General features: G+C 65.0%; 16 protein-coding genes. 8 read left to right on the top strand and 8 right to left on the bottom strand.

Translation table 11 applies throughout. The features are described from left to right. Complete coding sequence (locus ACFEMD_RS05075; protein ID WP_394739864.1) at positions 1–267, bottom strand: hypothetical protein; 267 nt, start codon at positions 265–267, stop codon at positions 1–3. Between the two features lie 106 nt (positions 268–373). Beyond that, the gene (locus ACFEMD_RS05070) at positions 374–1,414 is read right to left on the bottom strand and encodes a PGF-CTERM sorting domain-containing protein (RefSeq protein WP_394739863.1); all 1,041 of its coding nucleotides are present in this window, start codon (positions 1,412–1,414) and stop codon (positions 374–376) included. 245 nt (positions 1,415–1,659) lie between these two features. Here ACFEMD_RS05070 and ACFEMD_RS05065 point away from each other — a divergent pair, with 245 nt between their 5' ends. From ACFEMD_RS05065 to ACFEMD_RS05050, 4 genes are all read left to right on the top strand, one after another. Next, positions 1,660–2,082, top strand: a complete 423-nt coding sequence (locus tag ACFEMD_RS05065; protein ID WP_394739862.1) for a hypothetical protein — start codon at positions 1,660–1,662, stop codon at positions 2,080–2,082. Between the two features lie 78 nt (positions 2,083–2,160). Continuing rightward, positions 2,161–4,986: a DEAD/DEAH box helicase gene (locus tag ACFEMD_RS05060; protein ID WP_394739861.1), complete on the top strand. Its 2,826-nt coding sequence runs from the start codon at positions 2,161–2,163 to the stop codon at positions 4,984–4,986. An 81-nt stretch (positions 4,987–5,067) separates the two neighbouring features. Then, positions 5,068–7,095, top strand: a complete 2,028-nt coding sequence (locus ACFEMD_RS05055) for a PAS domain-containing sensor histidine kinase (protein ID WP_394739860.1) — start codon at positions 5,068–5,070, stop codon at positions 7,093–7,095. Positions 7,096–7,221: 126 nt separating this feature from the next. Further along, on the top strand, positions 7,222–7,962 hold the full coding sequence (locus tag ACFEMD_RS05050) for a protein sorting system archaetidylserine decarboxylase (protein WP_394739859.1): 741 nt from the start codon (positions 7,222–7,224) through the stop codon (positions 7,960–7,962). Between the two features lie 9 nt (positions 7,963–7,971). Here ACFEMD_RS05050 and ACFEMD_RS05045 read toward each other — a convergent pair whose 3' ends face one another. Further along, a complete protein-coding gene (locus ACFEMD_RS05045; protein WP_394739858.1) occupies positions 7,972–8,184 on the bottom strand; it encodes a hypothetical protein in 213 nt (70 codons plus the stop codon). Between the two features lie 164 nt (positions 8,185–8,348). Further along, on the bottom strand, positions 8,349–10,550 hold the full coding sequence (locus ACFEMD_RS05040; RefSeq protein WP_394739857.1) for a CDC48 family AAA ATPase: 2,202 nt from the start codon (positions 10,548–10,550) through the stop codon (positions 8,349–8,351). Between the two features lie 106 nt (positions 10,551–10,656). On the opposite strand from ACFEMD_RS05040, the gene ACFEMD_RS05035 reads away from it, so the two are divergent. Continuing rightward, positions 10,657–10,791 (top strand): DUF7128 family protein, encoded by a 135-nt coding sequence (locus tag ACFEMD_RS05035; RefSeq protein WP_005559003.1) that lies wholly within the window; start codon positions 10,657–10,659, stop codon positions 10,789–10,791. Between the two features lie 42 nt (positions 10,792–10,833). On the opposite strand, the gene ACFEMD_RS05030 is transcribed toward ACFEMD_RS05035, so the two are convergent. Further along, positions 10,834–11,079 carry a DUF7508 domain-containing protein gene (locus ACFEMD_RS05030; RefSeq protein ID WP_394739855.1) on the bottom strand — a complete coding sequence of 82 codons (246 nt, stop codon included), beginning with the start codon at positions 11,077–11,079 and terminating at the stop codon, positions 10,834–10,836. After that, entirely contained in the window at positions 11,079–11,510 is a 432-nt protein-coding gene (locus ACFEMD_RS05025; RefSeq protein ID WP_394739853.1) for a DUF5796 family protein, read from the bottom strand. The genes ACFEMD_RS05030 and ACFEMD_RS05025 overlap by 1 nt, the downstream gene beginning before the upstream one ends. A 137-nt stretch (positions 11,511–11,647) precedes the next feature. Here ACFEMD_RS05025 and ACFEMD_RS05020 point away from each other — a divergent pair, with 137 nt between their 5' ends. Together ACFEMD_RS05020 and ACFEMD_RS05015 are read left to right on the top strand one after the other, a co-directional pair. Then, positions 11,648–12,517 carry a shikimate kinase gene (locus ACFEMD_RS05020; RefSeq protein ID WP_394739852.1) on the top strand — a complete coding sequence of 290 codons (870 nt, stop codon included), beginning with the start codon at positions 11,648–11,650 and terminating at the stop codon, positions 12,515–12,517. After that, on the top strand, positions 12,514–12,840 hold the full coding sequence (locus ACFEMD_RS05015; RefSeq protein ID WP_394739850.1) for a chorismate mutase: 327 nt from the start codon (positions 12,514–12,516) through the stop codon (positions 12,838–12,840). Before ACFEMD_RS05020 ends, ACFEMD_RS05015 begins: the two co-directional genes overlap by 4 nt. Positions 12,841–13,145: 305 nt before the next feature. On the opposite strand, the gene ACFEMD_RS05010 is transcribed toward ACFEMD_RS05015, so the two are convergent. Then, positions 13,146–13,505 (bottom strand): winged helix-turn-helix transcriptional regulator, encoded by a 360-nt coding sequence (locus ACFEMD_RS05010; protein ID WP_394739848.1) that lies wholly within the window; start codon positions 13,503–13,505, stop codon positions 13,146–13,148. Between the two features lie 217 nt (positions 13,506–13,722). Here ACFEMD_RS05010 and ACFEMD_RS05005 point away from each other — a divergent pair, with 217 nt between their 5' ends. Continuing rightward, the gene (locus ACFEMD_RS05005; protein ID WP_394739846.1) at positions 13,723–14,511 is read left to right on the top strand and encodes an NAD(P)-binding domain-containing protein; all 789 of its coding nucleotides are present in this window, start codon (positions 13,723–13,725) and stop codon (positions 14,509–14,511) included. Between the two features lie 364 nt (positions 14,512–14,875). On the opposite strand, the gene ACFEMD_RS05000 is transcribed toward ACFEMD_RS05005, so the two are convergent. Next, positions 14,876–15,202, bottom strand: a complete 327-nt coding sequence (locus ACFEMD_RS05000; RefSeq protein WP_394739845.1) for a PIN domain nuclease — start codon at positions 15,200–15,202, stop codon at positions 14,876–14,878. Positions 15,203–15,233: the final 31 nt, after the last annotated feature.

Below are 15,233 nucleotides of genomic sequence, written 5' to 3'. Positions count from 1 at the left end.
CTACGAGTCGTCCTGGGGTTCGAGTTCGTTCGGATCGACCTTGTCCGCGAGATACCGCTCGCCGAGGTCGCTGATGTCGTACATGCCCATCGCGTGTTTCGTTACGAGCCCGTACTTCGCGAGCTCGCGACACCGGTAGGCGACCTGGGGGGCGCGGGGCTCGACTTCCTCGGCGAGCTGGTCGGGCATGAAGAGTTCCTCGTCCCGGAGCAGTCGGAGGAGCTCCTCGTCGACCGGGTGCATCCATTCGGGGCTGTCGTCGGTCATCGCTACCTCGAGATCGGTCGTCGGAGGCGGTAAATGACACGGAGTGCGTGTCGCCGATCGAGCGTGCTCGAGGGCGGCTGCGTGTGGCGTGGGTTTCGGACCGGGACTACGGACGTCGAGAGACCGCGACGGCGATCGCAGCCAGCGCGACCACGGCGGCGCCGACGCCGAAGCCGGGCAGTCCGTCGGCGTCGTCGCTTCCGTCGTCGCCAGTGCCGCCGTCGCTCGCGTCGTCGTCCGTCTCGTTGTCTCCGTTGACACCGTCGTCGTCGTCGACGCCGGCATCGTCCTCGGACGACTCGTTCGACTCGGTGCTGTTCTCGGTAGTCGACTCGGTCCGCTCCTCAGGTTCGTCGCTCGAGCCGTCGACCTCGCCTGCCAGCTGGAGCACGACGACGGCCTGTCCGTGCGAGCCGTCGGTCTTGTACGTCCAGCCGCCGCCGGCTTCCTCGTAGGACTCGGCGTCCTCGAGCGGATCGACGTCGGTGTCCCAGGCCTCGTGTGCCTGCTGGATGTAGCCGACGACCTCGACGTCGTCGGCGTGTTCGCCGTCGATCTCGACCTCGCCGTACTCGATGGTTCCGTCCTCGGGCTGACCGTGCATCTCGATGCAGTGAGAGTCCATGTAGCCGTCACCCTGCGGGAGCTCGGAGACGGTTCCGAACTGATCCGAATCGAGCGGCTGATCGTAGTTGTCGGTCAGCGAGTACTCGACGACCATCGGGTCCGCCCCCGAGTGCCACTCGAGTTCGTCGCCGGTCGGCACGGTCGCGGTCGTGTTCGGGACGCTCTCGCCGACGACCGGTTCGCCCGCCTCGTTGACGAGTGTCACGCAGATCTTCCCGGAGCCGTCGCCGAGATACGGACTTCGGTACTCGTCTCGGGGATTGATGTAGCTGATCCAGCTTCCGTCGGGCGCGGCCGCCTCGTAGTACTCATCGCCGGGTTCCGGAACCGGCACGTCGGCGGCGGGCTCGGAGACGGCGGTCGTCGAAGACTGCACTGCGTTCGTCTCGAGGGCGCCCCCGCTCGAGGCGTCGTCGGAGCCGACGGCGGCGGTTCCGCCGACGAAAAGCGTCGCGGTGAGGACGCCCGCGAGTACTGCAAGGACGCCGAGGACGACGACGGTTCGGCCGTCGCGGCTCATTGGCTACCCCCTTCTCGCCGTCCGCTCGATCCCATTTCGGAGTCGATCGTCGAACGGGAAAACATACCTAGACGAGATATTCTTGATTTACTGAATTTCATCTAAACAGATGGTATCGGTGATGCCTGTATACTATTCAGTCCCTAAACTGGCCTTAACTGCCTGATACAGCGGGTTAACAGGCTGCTAGCGGGCTTGCTCTCGCGGGCCGAACCGACTTGCCGATACCCCCAATAGAACACTCGATGAGTCTTCGACAGCTTCGCAGAGCGGAGTCGAACGAGCGACCGGAGCCATCCGCGGCCGACCGATCGCTCGGCGCTCGAGCCGTCGGGCTGGCGATCGTCGGCGTCGGGGCCGTCCTGGCCGCCGATGCGATCGCCCGGCGTCTCGAGTCGAACGCGCCGTCCGCCGTCGCCGACCGTGTACGGCACCGTCGGGGGCGGTCGACGCCTCGAGGGGAATCCTCGTCGGAGCGGACCGACGGCGAAGCCGAACCAATCGACGACGATCGGCTGAACGCGGGCGTCGCCGACGAGCGACGCTCGAGCGAGGCGATCGACGAGTGGGCGACCGAGAACGTCCAGGAGGAGCCGGCGACGCCCGGGGAGCTCTCCCTCGACGAGGATCTCGCCGAGGAGCTCCGGAACGACGATCGGGAGAAGTGAGGGAGGTCGTCGGCCGTCCGACCGCCAACGAGGACGAAGAACGTGGCGCTTATCCGCCCTACGTCCGTAGACGCGCCGATGACTGAGGGAGACGTCGCCGCCTTCACGCACCTCGGCTCGACGGTCCGCGGGGCGCTTTCCGAGCGCGGGTTCTCAACGCCGACGGCACCCCAGCGGCTGGCGATCCCGCCGCTGTCGGCCGGCGAGAACACGCTCGTGATCGCGCCGACCGGGAGCGGCAAGACCGAGACGGCGATGTTGCCCGTCTTCGACCATCTCGTTGCGGACCGTCCCGAGGGGTTCGGCGCGCTCTACGTCACACCGCTGCGGGCGCTCAACCGCGACATGCGCGAGCGCCTCGAGTGGTGGGGCGAGTACCTCGACCTCGAGGTCGCGGTCCGCCACGGCGACACCACCCAGTACCAGCGGAGCAAGCAGGCCGAAGATCCGCCCGATATCCTGGTGACGACGCCCGAGACCCTCCAGGCGATGCTCACCGGCGAGCGACTGCGGGAGGCGCTCGCGGACGTCTCCCACGTCGTGATCGACGAGGTCCACGAGCTCGCGGCCTCCAAGCGGGGCGCACAGTTGGCGATCGGACTCGAGCGACTACACGATCTCGCCGGCAACATGCAGCGGATCGGGCTCTCGGCGACCGTCGGCGATCCCGACTCCGTCGGGCGGTTCCTGACGGGCGGGCGCGCCTGCGAGATCCGGGAGATCGACGTCGGGAGTAACGTCGACGTCACGGTCCGCAATCCCGAAATCACCGAGGAGGACGAGGAGCTGTCCGGCAAGCTCGTTACCGACGCCTCGACGGCGAGTCACGTCCGACTGATCCGGGACCTCGTAGACGAACACGAGTCGACACTGATCTTCGTCAACACGCGCCAGACTGCCGAGGCGCTTGGCTCGCGGTTTACCGAACTCGACTTGCCGATCGGAATCCACCACGGCTCGCTCTCGAAGGAGGCCCGAATCGACGTCGAGGACCGGTTCAAAGCCGGCGAGCTCGACGGGCTGCTCTGTACCTCCTCGATGGAGCTGGGAATCGACGTCGGCCGGGTCGACCACGTAATCCAGTACCAGAGCCCGCGCCAGGTCGCCCGCCTGCTCCAGCGGATCGGGCGCGCGGGCCACCGCCAGGACGAAGTTTCGAGCGGGACGATCGTGACGACCCGTCCCGACGACACGTTCGAGGCGCTGTCGATCGCTCGGCGCGCTCGAGACGGTGAGGTCGAACCCGCCGCGATCCACGAGGGTAGCCTCGACGTCGTCGCCAACCAGCTGCCGGCGTTCGTCCAGAGCCGCGGCGACACCCGCCTCGAGGACGCCGTCGAGACGATCACCCGCGCCTACCCGTTCCGGGACGTCACGGAGGCGACGATCCGCGAGATCCTCGGCGAACTCCACCGCAACCGGATCGTCTGGTTCGACGAGAGCGAGGACCGCATCGAGACGACCGGCGGCACCTGGCAGTACGTCTACGCGAACCTCTCGATGATCCCCGACGAGGAGACCTACGAGGTCCACGACATCGCGTCGGGGAGCCAGATCGGCACCCTGGACGAGCAGTTCGTCGTCAACTTCGCCCAGCCCGGCGAGGTGTTCATCCAGCGCGGCGAGATGTGGCGTATCGCCGAGATCGACGACGACGAGGGCCGGGTGAAGGTGAGCCCGATCGAGGATCCCGCCGGCGAGGTGCCGTCCTGGATCGGACAGGAGATTCCGGTTCCCGCTGCGGTCGCCGGTGAGGTCGGTGAGATTCGCGCCGTGGCCGAACCGCAGCTTCGGCAGGGCGCCGATGCCGCCGCGGTCGGCCGCGAGCTCGCGGGTCGGTATCCCGCCGACGAGCACACGCTCACCGAGGCCTGCTCGCAGCTCGCGGACCACGTCGAGAGCGAAGCGCCGATGCCGACGGCCGACCGACTCGTGCTCGAGCGTCAGGGCCGAACGATCGTGCTCAACGCCCCGTTCGGCCACAAGACAAACGAGACGCTCGGCCGTGTGCTCTCGTCGCTGCTGGGCCAGCAGGCCGGCTCCTCCGTGGGTCTCGAGACCGATCCGTACCGAATCGAGGTCGAGGTGCCGACGTCGATCGCGACGAGCGACGTGCTGGCGGTGCTCGAGGACACCGACCCCGACCACGTCGGAACGATCGTCGAGCTCGGACTCAAGGGGTCGGACGCGCTGGCGTTCCGGCTCGCACAGGTCTCGGCGAAGTTCGGCGCGCTCAAGCGCTGGCAGGGATCGGGCCGAACGTCGAACGAACGGCTGCTGAAGGCTCTCGAGGACACTCCGATGTACGACGAGTCGATCCGCGAGGTGTTCCACGAGGACCTGGACGTCGCGCACGCGGGACGCGTGCTCGAGGCGATCCAGTCGGACGAACTCGAGCTGGCCACCCATCGCGGCCACACCGCCATCGGGATGGGCGGTCGCTCGTCCGGCAAGGAGCTGCTCGCGCCGGAGAACGCCGACGCGAGCGTGATCGAGACGGTCAAGGAGCGCATTCGGGACGACCGGGTCATCCTGCTGTGTACGCACTGCCACGAGTGGAAGGTGAAGACGAAGGTCGGCCGCGTCGCCGACCAGCCCGAGTGTCCCGACTGTGGCTCGACCCGGATCGCGTCGCTGAACCCGTGGGCCGACGAGGTCGTGCAGGCGGTTCGGGCCGAGGAGAAGGACGAGGAGCAGGAGGAGATGACCGAACGGGCGTTCCACAGCGCGAGTCTGGTCCAGAGTCACGGCAAGCAAGCCGTGATCGCGATGGCCGCCCGCGGGGTCGGTCCGCACAACGCGGCCCGGATCATCAGCAAGCTCCGGGAGAACGAGGCCGACTTCTACCGCGACATCCTCTCGAAGGAACGCGAGTACGCCCGCACGCAGTCGTTCTGGGACTGAGCGCCCGAGACTCGCGGGCATCGAACCGGTCGTCCGTTTCCGGCAACGGCCTTATCCGTGAACCGGCTTGATTCCACGTCTATGGACTCGGGGCCTCCCGACGATCCCGTCGAGAACGCGACGCAGCCGATGCGGTCGGCCGGTACTCGACTCTCGCTGCTCGAGGCCGCGGACGTTCCGAGCATCCGACTGAGTCCGGCGGGAACGATCGAGGACGCCACCGAGGCGTTCGCTTCCCTGTCGGGCTACGATCGATCGGAACTCGTCGGGCGGCAGTTTTCGGCGCTTCTCGACGAGGGGAGCGCGTCGCTCGAGACGGTGCTAGCGGGGCCGAGTGGAGCGTCCCTGTCGACGATGGGTTCGGTGCAAACCCGCTCGGATACCGTCGTCGACGCCGAGATTCACCTCGAGGGACTGCCGACGGAGGATCCCGACTCGGAACCGAGTGCGATCGGGATCATCGATCCGCGCCCGGCACAAGAGGCGACTGCCGAGCCGACCTACGGACGGACGTTCGAGGCGCTCGCCGACGCGCTGCCCGACGGGATCATCGTCCTCGATACGAACAGCGAGATCCGGTACGCCAACCCCGCCGTCGAACGGATCCTCGGCTACGACCCCGAAGCGCTCGTCGGCGCGAGCAAGGTCGAGATCATCCCCTCCCGCCTCCGTCAGCGACATCTCGACGCCCTCCAGCGCTACCTCGAGACCGGGGAGCGAAACCTCGACTGGACCTACGTCGAGCTCCCGGGTCAGCACAGCGACGGCCACGAGATCCCCCTCGGGGTCTCGCTCAACGACTTCTTCCACGACGGCGATCGGTACTTCGTCGGCCTCTTCCGGGACGTCTCGCCCCGAAAGGAGGCCGAGGAGGCGTTGACGGCGAAAGTCGCCCAGCTGGAGACGCTCGCGTACCTCAGCCGGTACGCCCTCGAAAACGGGGAGATCGACGAACTGCTCGCGAAGGCGACCGACCTCGTCGCCGCGGCGCTCGACGTCGAGTGCTGTGCCGTCCTCGAGACCGACGCGACCGGCTCGCGGAGTCACGACGCGAGCTTCCGCGTCCGGGCCACCACCGGCTGCGGCGACGCGCTCACCGAGGGCGAAACTGCGTCGGCGTCGCCGGCCGACTCGCTGGCGGCCGCCGCACGCGGGGGTGACGGACCGATCGTCGTCGAGGCGTTCGAGACGGACGATCGCTTCGACGGCACACCGCTGCTCTCGGATCCGGACCTCCACAGCGGCATCGGCGCGGCGATCGGACCGATCGCCGACTCGTGGGGCGTCCTCGCGGCCTACGACGACCGTCCCCGCGAGTTCGCCGATCACGACGTGGACTTCCTCGACAGCGTCGCGACGATCCTGGCGACCGCCCTCGAGCGTCGGCGCTACGAGCGTCGGCTCAACGAGACGGTTCGGGAGCTGGAGGCCTCGAACGAGCGCTTAGAACAGTTCGCCTACGCGGCCTCCCACGACCTCCAGGAGCCGTTACGGATGATCTCGAGCTACCTCGGACTGATCGAGAGCCGCTACGCGGACGATCTCGACGGGGACGCCGAGGAGTTCATCGAGTACGCCGTCGACGGCGCCGATCGGATGCGCGAGATGATCGACGGGCTGCTCGCGTACTCGCGGATCGACTCGCAGGGCGATCCGTTCGAACCGGTCGAGCTCGAGACCGTCCTCGAGGACGTGCTGACGGATCTACAGATGATGACCGAGCGACAGGGCGCCGAGATCACGGCTGAGTCGCTGCCGACCGTGCAGGGCGACGCTAGCCAGCTTCGGCAACTGCTCCAGAACCTCCTGTCGAACGCGATCGAGTACAGCGGGGACGAACCGCCCCGCGTCCACGTCGGCGCCGACCGCGACGGGGATCGGTGGCGACTCTCCGTTCGCGATGAAGGGATCGGGATCGACCCCGCCGAGCAGGAGCGCGTCTTCGAGGTGTTCCAGCGACTACACGGCCACGAGGAGTACGAGGGGACGGGGATCGGGCTCGCGATCTGTCGTCGGATCGTCGAGCGCCACGGCGGGCGAATCCGCGTCGACTCCGAGCCCGGGGAGGGCGCGACGTTTGCCTTCACGCTCCCCGCGACCGAATCCTGATACGGATTGCTGTACCGATGTCCCGGCGCAACCGCCGCCCGGGTCGCGGTTGCGCCGGAACTGACGTACAGTAAACCGTATGACCCGTCCGTAACGACCATACGACTCGCTCGCATGGCTCGAGGTATGAACGTCGCTCCCGGGGCCTGGAAGTACGCGCTTCCGCCCCTTCTCGCCGCACCGTTCGCGTTGCTGTTCAGCGTCGCGGCCAGCGTCGCAGCCCTCCTCGCGGGGGTCGCGACGCTCGCCTTCTTCCGCGACCCCGACCGAAACCCGCCGCCGACGGGTGTCGTCGCCCCCGCAGACGGGACCGTCTCGGTGTTGCGCGAGGAGGATGAACGCGTTCGCCTGGGGATCTTCATGAACGTCTGGCACGTCCACGTCGTCCGGGCGCCGTTCGAGGGTCGAGTGACCGACGTCGAACACGTCTCCGGCGCGCATCGCCCGGCGTTCTCGAAGGAGTCGGAACGAAACGAGCGGGTCCACGTCGAGTTCGAAGCCGACTCGCCCCACCTCCCCGATCTCGAGGTCGCCGACGACACCGACTCGAGTGCCGACCGGAACGGGGCGGCGTCGACGGTTACGTTCGTCGCCGGCGCGTTCGCCCGCCGGATCTTCCCCTACGTCGAACCCGACGACGACCTCGAGCGCGGACAGCGTCTGGGCCACATCGCCTTCGGCAGCCGCGTCGACCTCGTTTTCCCCCCGAGCGTCGATCGCGAGGACATCACTGTCGAGCCGGGCGACTCGACGACTGCCGGCGAAACCGTCGTCGTCGAACCGGCCGAGGACGCGCTGCTCGAGACGGGACTCGAGAGCTCGGAGTACGAACCCGACGACGGCGACGCCGCGGCCGCACCCCCGTAGCGAAAACGGCTACTCCGAACGCTCGGTCGACCGCGGATCGTCCAGAACCTCCGTCGCGTCGTTCATGGTGCGAAGGTCGGGTTCCGCGCAGGAACAGCACTCCCCCTTCTCGTTTCCGATCGGCCGTATCTCGCCGTCGGCGTCGATCCGGACCGCGATAGCGTCCCCGCAGCGCTCGCAGATCGCCGCTGCCCGTTCGACTCCGTTCTCCGAGTCAGTCATCACGATCGCCCTCTTGATCGATCATCACGATTGTACCGATTCGATAGGGAGCGGGAAAACGATCCTTTCGGCTATTCCAGGCGATATAAAACGGGGAGCGTTTTCCGGTCATGCCGCAACGATGACGAGCGTCTCGGCGGGGCGTCGGCGGATCGAACACGGCCTCAGCCGGACGCGGTCGTCTCCTCGCGCGCTGCCTCGAGGTGGCGACGCTCGATCAGCACCTCGTCGGCCCGCTCGTTGGCCTCCTCGGGGTCGTAGGCGGTCGCGACCTCGCGGATCGCCTTCATCGACGCCGTCCGAACCAGCGCCTCGAGGTCGGCGCCGGTGTACCCCTCGAGCTCGGCGGCCAGCTCCGCGAGGTCGACGTCGTCGGCCAGGGGCTTGTCGCCGGCGTGGACCGCGAGGATCTTCTCGCGGGCCTCGAGATCGGGTTCGCCGACGAGCACGTGCGTGTCGAGACGACCCGGTCGGAGGAGAGCGGGATCGATCTGGTCCTTGCGGTTCGTAGCGGCCAGCACGACGAGGTTCGGGTTCTCGCGCATCCCGTCGAGTTCCGTGAGCAGCTGGGAGACGACCCGCTCCGTGACTTCGTTCTGGCCCGCACCCCGGGCTGCGGTGATGGCGTCGATCTCGTCGAAGAAGACGATCGACGGCGCGGCCTGGCGAGCCCGCTCGAACACCTTCCGGATCGCCTTCTCGGACTCGCCGACGTAGCGATCGACGATCTCGGGGCCATCGACCCGGACGAAGTTGACGTCGGTCTCGCCGGCGAGCGCACGGGCCAGCAGCGTCTTCCCCGTTCCGGGCGGGCCGTACAGCAGGACGCCCGAAGGGGGTTCGGTGTTCGTCTCCTCGAACAGTCGATCGTAGGTCAGGGGCCACTCGACCGACTCCCGGAGCGTCTCCTTCGCGTCCTCGAGCCCGCCGACGTCCTCGAAGTCGGTATCGGGCGACTCGGCGACGTACTCGCGCATCGCGGAGGGCTCGACGGAGGCGAGGGCGGTGTCGAAGTGGGCCCTCGTTACCTTCGGATCGCGGTTCCACTCCTCGCGGTCGTCTGCGTCGGCGGGTCGCTCGCGGATCGCGGCCATCGCGGCCTCGCTGGCGACCGCATCGAGGTCGGCGCCGACGAACCCGTGCGTTCGGCGGGCGACGGTGTCGACGCTAACGTCGTCGGCGAGGGGCATCCCGCGGGTGTGGACCTCGAGGATCTCCCTGCGGCCCGTCTCATCGGGAACGCCGATCTGGATCTCGCGGTCGAAGCGACCGCCCCGTCGCAGGGCGGGGTCGATCGCGTCGACGCGGTTCGTCGCGCCGATGACGATCACCTCGCCGCGGGCGTCGAGCCCGTCCATCAGCGTCAGCAGCTGGCCGACGATGCGGTTCTCGGCGCCCTCGTCATCGCCGCGGGCGCCCGCGATGGAGTCGATCTCGTCGAAGAAGATGATCGTCGGCGCGTTCTCCCGGGCCCGCTCGAACACCTCCCGGAGCTGTTCCTCGCTCTCGCCCTTGTACTTCGACATGATCTCGGGTCCCGAGATCGTCTCGAACGACGCGTCCACTTCGTTCGCGACCGCGCGGGCGATTAACGTCTTTCCCGTTCCCGGCGGACCGTACAGCAACACCCCGGAGGGCGGTTCGACGCCGAGTCGCCGGAACAGCTCGGGTTCGGACAGCGGGAGTTCGATCATCTCCCGGACCTGCTCGAGCTCCTCGTCCAACCCGCCGATGTCCTCGTAGGTCGGTCCCGTCGTTCCCTCCGTCGAGACCGAGTCGCCCTCCGCGCTCTCGCTCGAGGCGTTCGAACTCGCGCTTCGGGAACTGTCGCCGGCCGCGCTCGCCCGTGCGTCGGGGCCGACGATCCGAACCGTGGTCGTACTCGAGATCCGGACGTCGCCGGTGGGCGTCGTGTCGACGACGGTAAATGGGTTCTGGCTGACGCCCTCGATCCGGATCTGCTCGCCGGCTCGGACGGGCCGGTTCCGGAGCTTTTTGGCAGCGTCGCGCTCGGCGACCTGCCGTTCCCCGTCGGTGATCGACGGCGGGGGCGACAACGTGACCCGCGTCGCCTCCTGGATCGTCGAGGTATCCTTCGGACGAACCGCGACCGTGTCGCCGACGTGGACGCCGGCGTTCGCGCGCGTGTCGCCGTCGATCTGGATCGCGGTCTCGGGGACCGACGGATCGGCGGGCCACATCTTCGCGACCGTGGTCTTCTCGCCCTCGATCACGACCGTGTCGCCGCTCAAAACCCCCAGCTCCCGGCGTGCGCGTTCGGGGATCCGCGCGACGCCCCGACCGGCGTCGCGTTTCTCGGCCGCCCGAACCGATAGCCCCACTGCGTCAGCGTCGGACCCGCTCATGAAGGGTGATTTCGCGTCCGTGCTCTTGAGAATTGTCCTCGAGCCGACGGAACCGTCGACCGATGCCGGAGAAACGCCTTTGGGGGTCCGTATCACAGATTCGGGCATGGTGGTCCAGACCGAACGGGACGACGCCACCTGGTTCGAGTGTGAAACCTGCGGACTGCTGTTCGACGAGCAGTCCGACGCGACGGAACACGAGAAACACTGCGACGGCAGCGACCCGTCATACATCCAGTAAACCGGACTGGCGTCCGCCCGAGCCGCTGACGGCGAGGGTCGGCTACTCGAGGCGGTCGCGGTGGTCGGCCGCGAGCTCTCGAGCCTGTTCCAGGGTGTGCGTCTCCGTCCAGCGGACGCGGTCGCCGTCCCCGTAGGCGAGCGCCGTCTTGAGTTCGTCCCGCAACACGCCGTGATCGACCGCGAGAACGGCCCCGGAGCCGTCGCCGAGTTCGTAGACGCCGGGGCGGTCGGGCGCCCGGGCGACGGCGTCCCGATCCAGCTCCCGCCAGGACTTCTGTAGGGGCATCAGTCGACCGCCTCGACGAGTTCGTAGGCGTGTTCGCTCATCTCGTCCTCGGCGAAGACGAAGACGCGGCCGTCGACCGCCGACGGCTCCGCCTCGACCTGGATCGCGTAGGCCGTCGTCGATACCGTCACGCCCGGGAACAGCACCTCCTCGTCGTCCCCCTCGAGCATCACCCGCCCGACGCCGGTCGACTCGAGGATCTCCGCCTGGGTGTTGCGGTCGTTGACGTAGGTCATGACGCCCTCGACGCCGTCGGGATCCGTGACCAGGACGTGGACCTCCTTTCCGGGAGGTGTCTTCACCGTCCGCTCGACGGGTTTCGGCGGGCCGTGGTAGAAGACGTCCCGTCCGTCGAGGTACTCGACGACGACGCCGCCCTCGACGAAGTCGACGCCGATCGTGCTGGGTGCGACGTTGCTGCGCTGGCTCATACGTCCGGTTCGACCGGGCCGGAGAAAAACGGTGCGTTCGCGGTCCCGGCCGAACGCCGAGGCGTGCCCGCGCTCGACCGGAGCCACTACTCGCCGTGATCGCCAGCCTAAATACGGCCCGGGCGAGAGGGATCGGTATGGATGGCCGGGCTGTTGCGCCGGCGGCCGGAACCGTGCTGAACGCGCTCGCGACCGGTCGCGGATCGGCGTTCGCGATCGATCTCGAGACGACCGCGTCGGTCGAACTGACGACCGACGGCGAGGTCGTCGGCACCGTCGCCGAGCGGCCCGATGCCGACACCGGGCTCGTCGAGCGCTGCGTCGAACTCGCGCTCGAGGAGTACGCCGACGCAGCGGGGCTCACCGGCGACGTCGGCGCTCGGGTCCGGACGGAAAGCGAGATCCCGATGGCCGCCGGGCTCAAGAGCTCCAGCGCCGCGGCCAACGCGACGGTGCTCGCGACCCTCGACGCCCTCGAGATCACCGACGCCGTCGACCGGATCGACGCCTGCCGGCTCGGCGTGCGGGCGGCCCGCGACGCCGGCGTCACGGCAACGGGCGCGTTCGACGACGCCAGCGCCAGCATGCTCGGCGGCATGACGGTCACCGACAACACGAACGACGAGCTGCTCGCCCGCGAACCCGTCGACTGGGAGGCGCTGGTCTACACCCCGCCGGAGCAGGCCTACAGCGCCGACGCCGACGTCTCGGCCTGCCAGCGGATCGCGCCGATGGCCGAACTCGTCGAGGAACTGGCCCTCGAGGGCCGCTACGGCGAGGCCATGACGGTCAACGGCTTCGCGTTCTGTGGCGCCCTCGAGTTCCCGACGGGACCGATGCTCGAGGCGATGCCCGACGCCGCCGGCGTCTCGCTGTCGGGAACGGGACCGAGCTACGTGGCCGTCGGCGATCGGGAGACGCTCGAGGAGATCCGAGAGCGGTGGGACGAACGGAACGGAACGACACGATTACTGGCGACGCGAACCGACGGGACACGAACCACATGACACCCAACGATACCGACGCGAACGGAACCGAGTCGACGGATCGAACGCCCGAAGAGATGGACCTCGACGAACTCCGCGAGGAGATCCAGACGATCGACCGCGAGATCGTCGAGCTGATCGCCCAGCGAACCTACGTCGCGGACACGATCGCGGCGGTCAAAGACGAGAAGGGGCTGCCGACGACCGACGAGAAACAGGAGGAGCAGGTGATGGAGCGGGCGGGCCACAACGCCGAGCAGTTCGACGTCGACGCGAACCTCGTGAAGGCGATCTTCCGGCTGCTGATCGAGTTGAACAAGGTTGAGCAAAGGAGTACCAGATAGCACTAATCGGGTTTCTAAGCGCGTGTAGCGCCAATAAGTGATTAGAAATCTTCCGGTTGCTGTTCAGTTGGTTCGTGTTGAACGGATTGAGCAGTAGACCGATCACCAGAACCAGCGGACACTACACGTGCGTATTGACTGCCAAGGTTCCTACCGGTTTTCGATAGTGTCTACCGGACCGTACTAAGCGTAGGTTATGTATTGGGCAAGACAATCTAGCTGGAAGAATGGCCATATATACGTCTCACTCTATTACATTGAGTCCCGAACAGGCTTTAGCTAACGGCTTTATGAACTATTGATTCTCAGGAACACTCAAGTTGATCTGATCCGTGCCGTTCCATCCATATCTCTAGTCCTCGAAAAACTGGCGTGAGGTCGTTTACCATTTCTGTTTCTTCGTACTCTACTCGTGGAGGAATTTCGTCGTACTGTGTACGTTCAAGAAATCCAACTTCGACAAGTTCATCGAGTCGTCGAGAGAGTGTATTCGGTGAAAGTTCGAGCGAATCTTGGAGTTCACCGAAACGGATCGACTGCTTGTCTGTAGTGACAATTTCATTGAGGATTGCTAAGGTATGTGCCTTCCCAAGCAGTGAGAAGAGCGTACTCTCATCAACCCCTTCCCCCCGTTTTGACCCTTGACTTCCTTTGCCCTTACTCATAGCACCACTACGAAATTCGTAGTGATAGAGGTTCCGAAGAGGAGTATCCTCAGTTGGGATACTACGAGAGGAGCGAGCTACGTACTTCAGGTTTCAATTGAGACGGGTATGGATTGATACGTTGATCCCCTCACTTCCACTCTCGGTAGTAGCAACCAGACTCCTAACTTGGTAGCTTTTCACGTCCCCACTCATAGGCTGGAACGGGAGACCATTGATGAAAATCGGAATGATTGGCGCAGGGAATGTCGGGAGTACAGCCGCTCAGAACTTCGTTGAAGCAGGCCACGAGGTTATGATTAGCAATTCTCGGGGGCCAGAAACACTCACCGATCTCGTTGACGATCTGGGAAGCAACGCTCATGCGGGGACCGTCTCTGAGGCAGCCGATTTCGGCGAAGTCGTCATGGAGGCGATTCCGTTCAATGCATACAAATCCCTCCCTGCGGACACTCTCAGTGATAAGATCGTTATCAGTGCCTCAAATTATTATCCGGGGCGTGATGGACTAACCGACGTAGGGAAGACACATACGGACCTCATTGCGGATCATCTCGAAGACTCAAGAGTCATCAAGGCATTCAATTCTATTTATTGGGAAAACCTTCGAGACGGACAACGGCTTGAGGCCGATCCGAATGATCGTTTTGCGATATTTATCGCTGGGGATGATAATGAGGCGAAAAGTGTAGTTTCGAGTCTTATCGAAGATATTGGATTCACTCCTGTGGATACAGGTCCACTTACTGAGGGAGGCCGTCACATAGAACCGGGTTCGCCGATCTATACTGGCTCACTGACCGCGAGTGAGGCACGGACACGGTTAGCGACACTCAAAGCGACTGTGGCTGCATATGAACACGGCTATTACAGCCCTTCGCAGGAAGTCACAATCGAAGAACTAGCTAATGAATTAGACATGAGTGAAGAGTCTCTCTCAGAACATCTTAATCAGGGGACAGAACAACTTATCAGCCAATATGTTAAGTCATTCCCCTTTAGTTAAGACTCACAAGCTCTCCGGTTGAAGTCTATGCCGTCATGGGATTCACCAGAGCCGAACTGGCCAATGAACTGAATATGAGTGAATTGAAAATCCTATAACACTTTCGGCAAGGAACGGAGCAACTCATCAATCAATAGCTTGATTGGAACCTATTTCCAGCCACTAATAATCAGTTATTATCTGAGTTTAACAACTATCGGACAGGTGGATGGCTACTCCGATAACGCTTTCACCTGTGCTGATCGGTGAATGTCAAGCCAGCCTCTTGATTGACAACTATCGTTCGTGCGAATGTATGGTGGATTTTGTTAAGTTGAACAAGGTCGAGCAGCGCGAGAATCGGTAGCACAAGATAGAGATATTGTCATTCATCAGCCGGTTCTAGCGGGACTCGTTCCACCTCGATGTCTTCGTAGTCTTTCTCTGATGAGCGTACGTTCAGCGTCCGTGTTTCTGCAGTCGCGGCGTGGAACGCATCGAACGCCGTCATTCCCTCGTCGTAGTAGTTGACGGTCTTCAGAACGATTTGTCGTTCTTCCTCGTCCCGGACAGGGACGAGTTCGAGCAGATTTGCCACAAGTGGAACGTAATCAAACTCGTACCGTTCTCGGGCGAGAAGGAGTTCGAGATAGGAGAAGGCCGACGTTTCTACGTCATACTCGTCGAGTGCTTCTTCTGCTGATTGCTGCAACCAGTCTGAGTCTTTGGCGAGAGCGAGTAAA

The sequence above is a fragment of the Natronococcus roseus genome, from assembly GCF_043677095.1.
Lineage (GTDB): Archaea > Halobacteriota > Halobacteria > Halobacteriales > Natrialbaceae > Natronococcus > Natronococcus roseus.
The sequence above is the reverse complement of the archived record's forward strand: the minus strand, read 5'-3'. Positions and strand labels throughout refer to the sequence as shown.

Excerpts from the sequence above, each read along its gene's own strand:
- ACFEMD_RS05005 (WP_394739846.1), top strand. The coding sequence starts at position 13,723 with ATGAAAATCGGAATGATTGGCGCAGGGAATGTCGGGAGTACAGCCGCT.
- ACFEMD_RS05020 (WP_394739852.1), top strand. The coding sequence starts at position 11,648 with ATGGATGGCCGGGCTGTTGCGCCGGCGGCCGGAACCGTGCTGAACGCG.
- ACFEMD_RS05055 (WP_394739860.1), top strand. The coding sequence starts at position 5,068 with ATGGACTCGGGGCCTCCCGACGATCCCGTCGAGAACGCGACGCAGCCG.
- ACFEMD_RS05070 (WP_394739863.1), bottom strand. The coding sequence starts at position 1,414 with ATGAGCCGCGACGGCCGAACCGTCGTCGTCCTCGGCGTCCTTGCAGTA.
- ACFEMD_RS05075 (WP_394739864.1), bottom strand. The coding sequence starts at position 267 with ATGACCGACGACAGCCCCGAATGGATGCACCCGGTCGACGAGGAGCTC.
- ACFEMD_RS05045 (WP_394739858.1), bottom strand. The coding sequence starts at position 8,184 with ATGACTGACTCGGAGAACGGAGTCGAACGGGCAGCGGCGATCTGCGAG.
- ACFEMD_RS05030 (WP_394739855.1), bottom strand. The coding sequence starts at position 11,079 with ATGCCCCTACAGAAGTCCTGGCGGGAGCTGGATCGGGACGCCGTCGCC.
- ACFEMD_RS05050 (WP_394739859.1), top strand. The coding sequence starts at position 7,222 with ATGAACGTCGCTCCCGGGGCCTGGAAGTACGCGCTTCCGCCCCTTCTC.
- ACFEMD_RS05015 (WP_394739850.1), top strand. The coding sequence starts at position 12,514 with ATGACACCCAACGATACCGACGCGAACGGAACCGAGTCGACGGATCGA.
- ACFEMD_RS05040 (WP_394739857.1), bottom strand. The coding sequence starts at position 10,550 with ATGAGCGGGTCCGACGCTGACGCAGTGGGGCTATCGGTTCGGGCGGCC.
- ACFEMD_RS05065 (WP_394739862.1), top strand. The coding sequence starts at position 1,660 with ATGAGTCTTCGACAGCTTCGCAGAGCGGAGTCGAACGAGCGACCGGAG.
- ACFEMD_RS05025 (WP_394739853.1), bottom strand. The coding sequence starts at position 11,510 with ATGAGCCAGCGCAGCAACGTCGCACCCAGCACGATCGGCGTCGACTTC.
- ACFEMD_RS05010 (WP_394739848.1), bottom strand. The coding sequence starts at position 13,505 with ATGAGTAAGGGCAAAGGAAGTCAAGGGTCAAAACGGGGGGAAGGGGTT.
- ACFEMD_RS05060 (WP_394739861.1), top strand. The coding sequence starts at position 2,161 with ATGACTGAGGGAGACGTCGCCGCCTTCACGCACCTCGGCTCGACGGTC.
- ACFEMD_RS05035 (WP_005559003.1), top strand. The coding sequence starts at position 10,657 with ATGGTGGTCCAGACCGAACGGGACGACGCCACCTGGTTCGAGTGTGAA.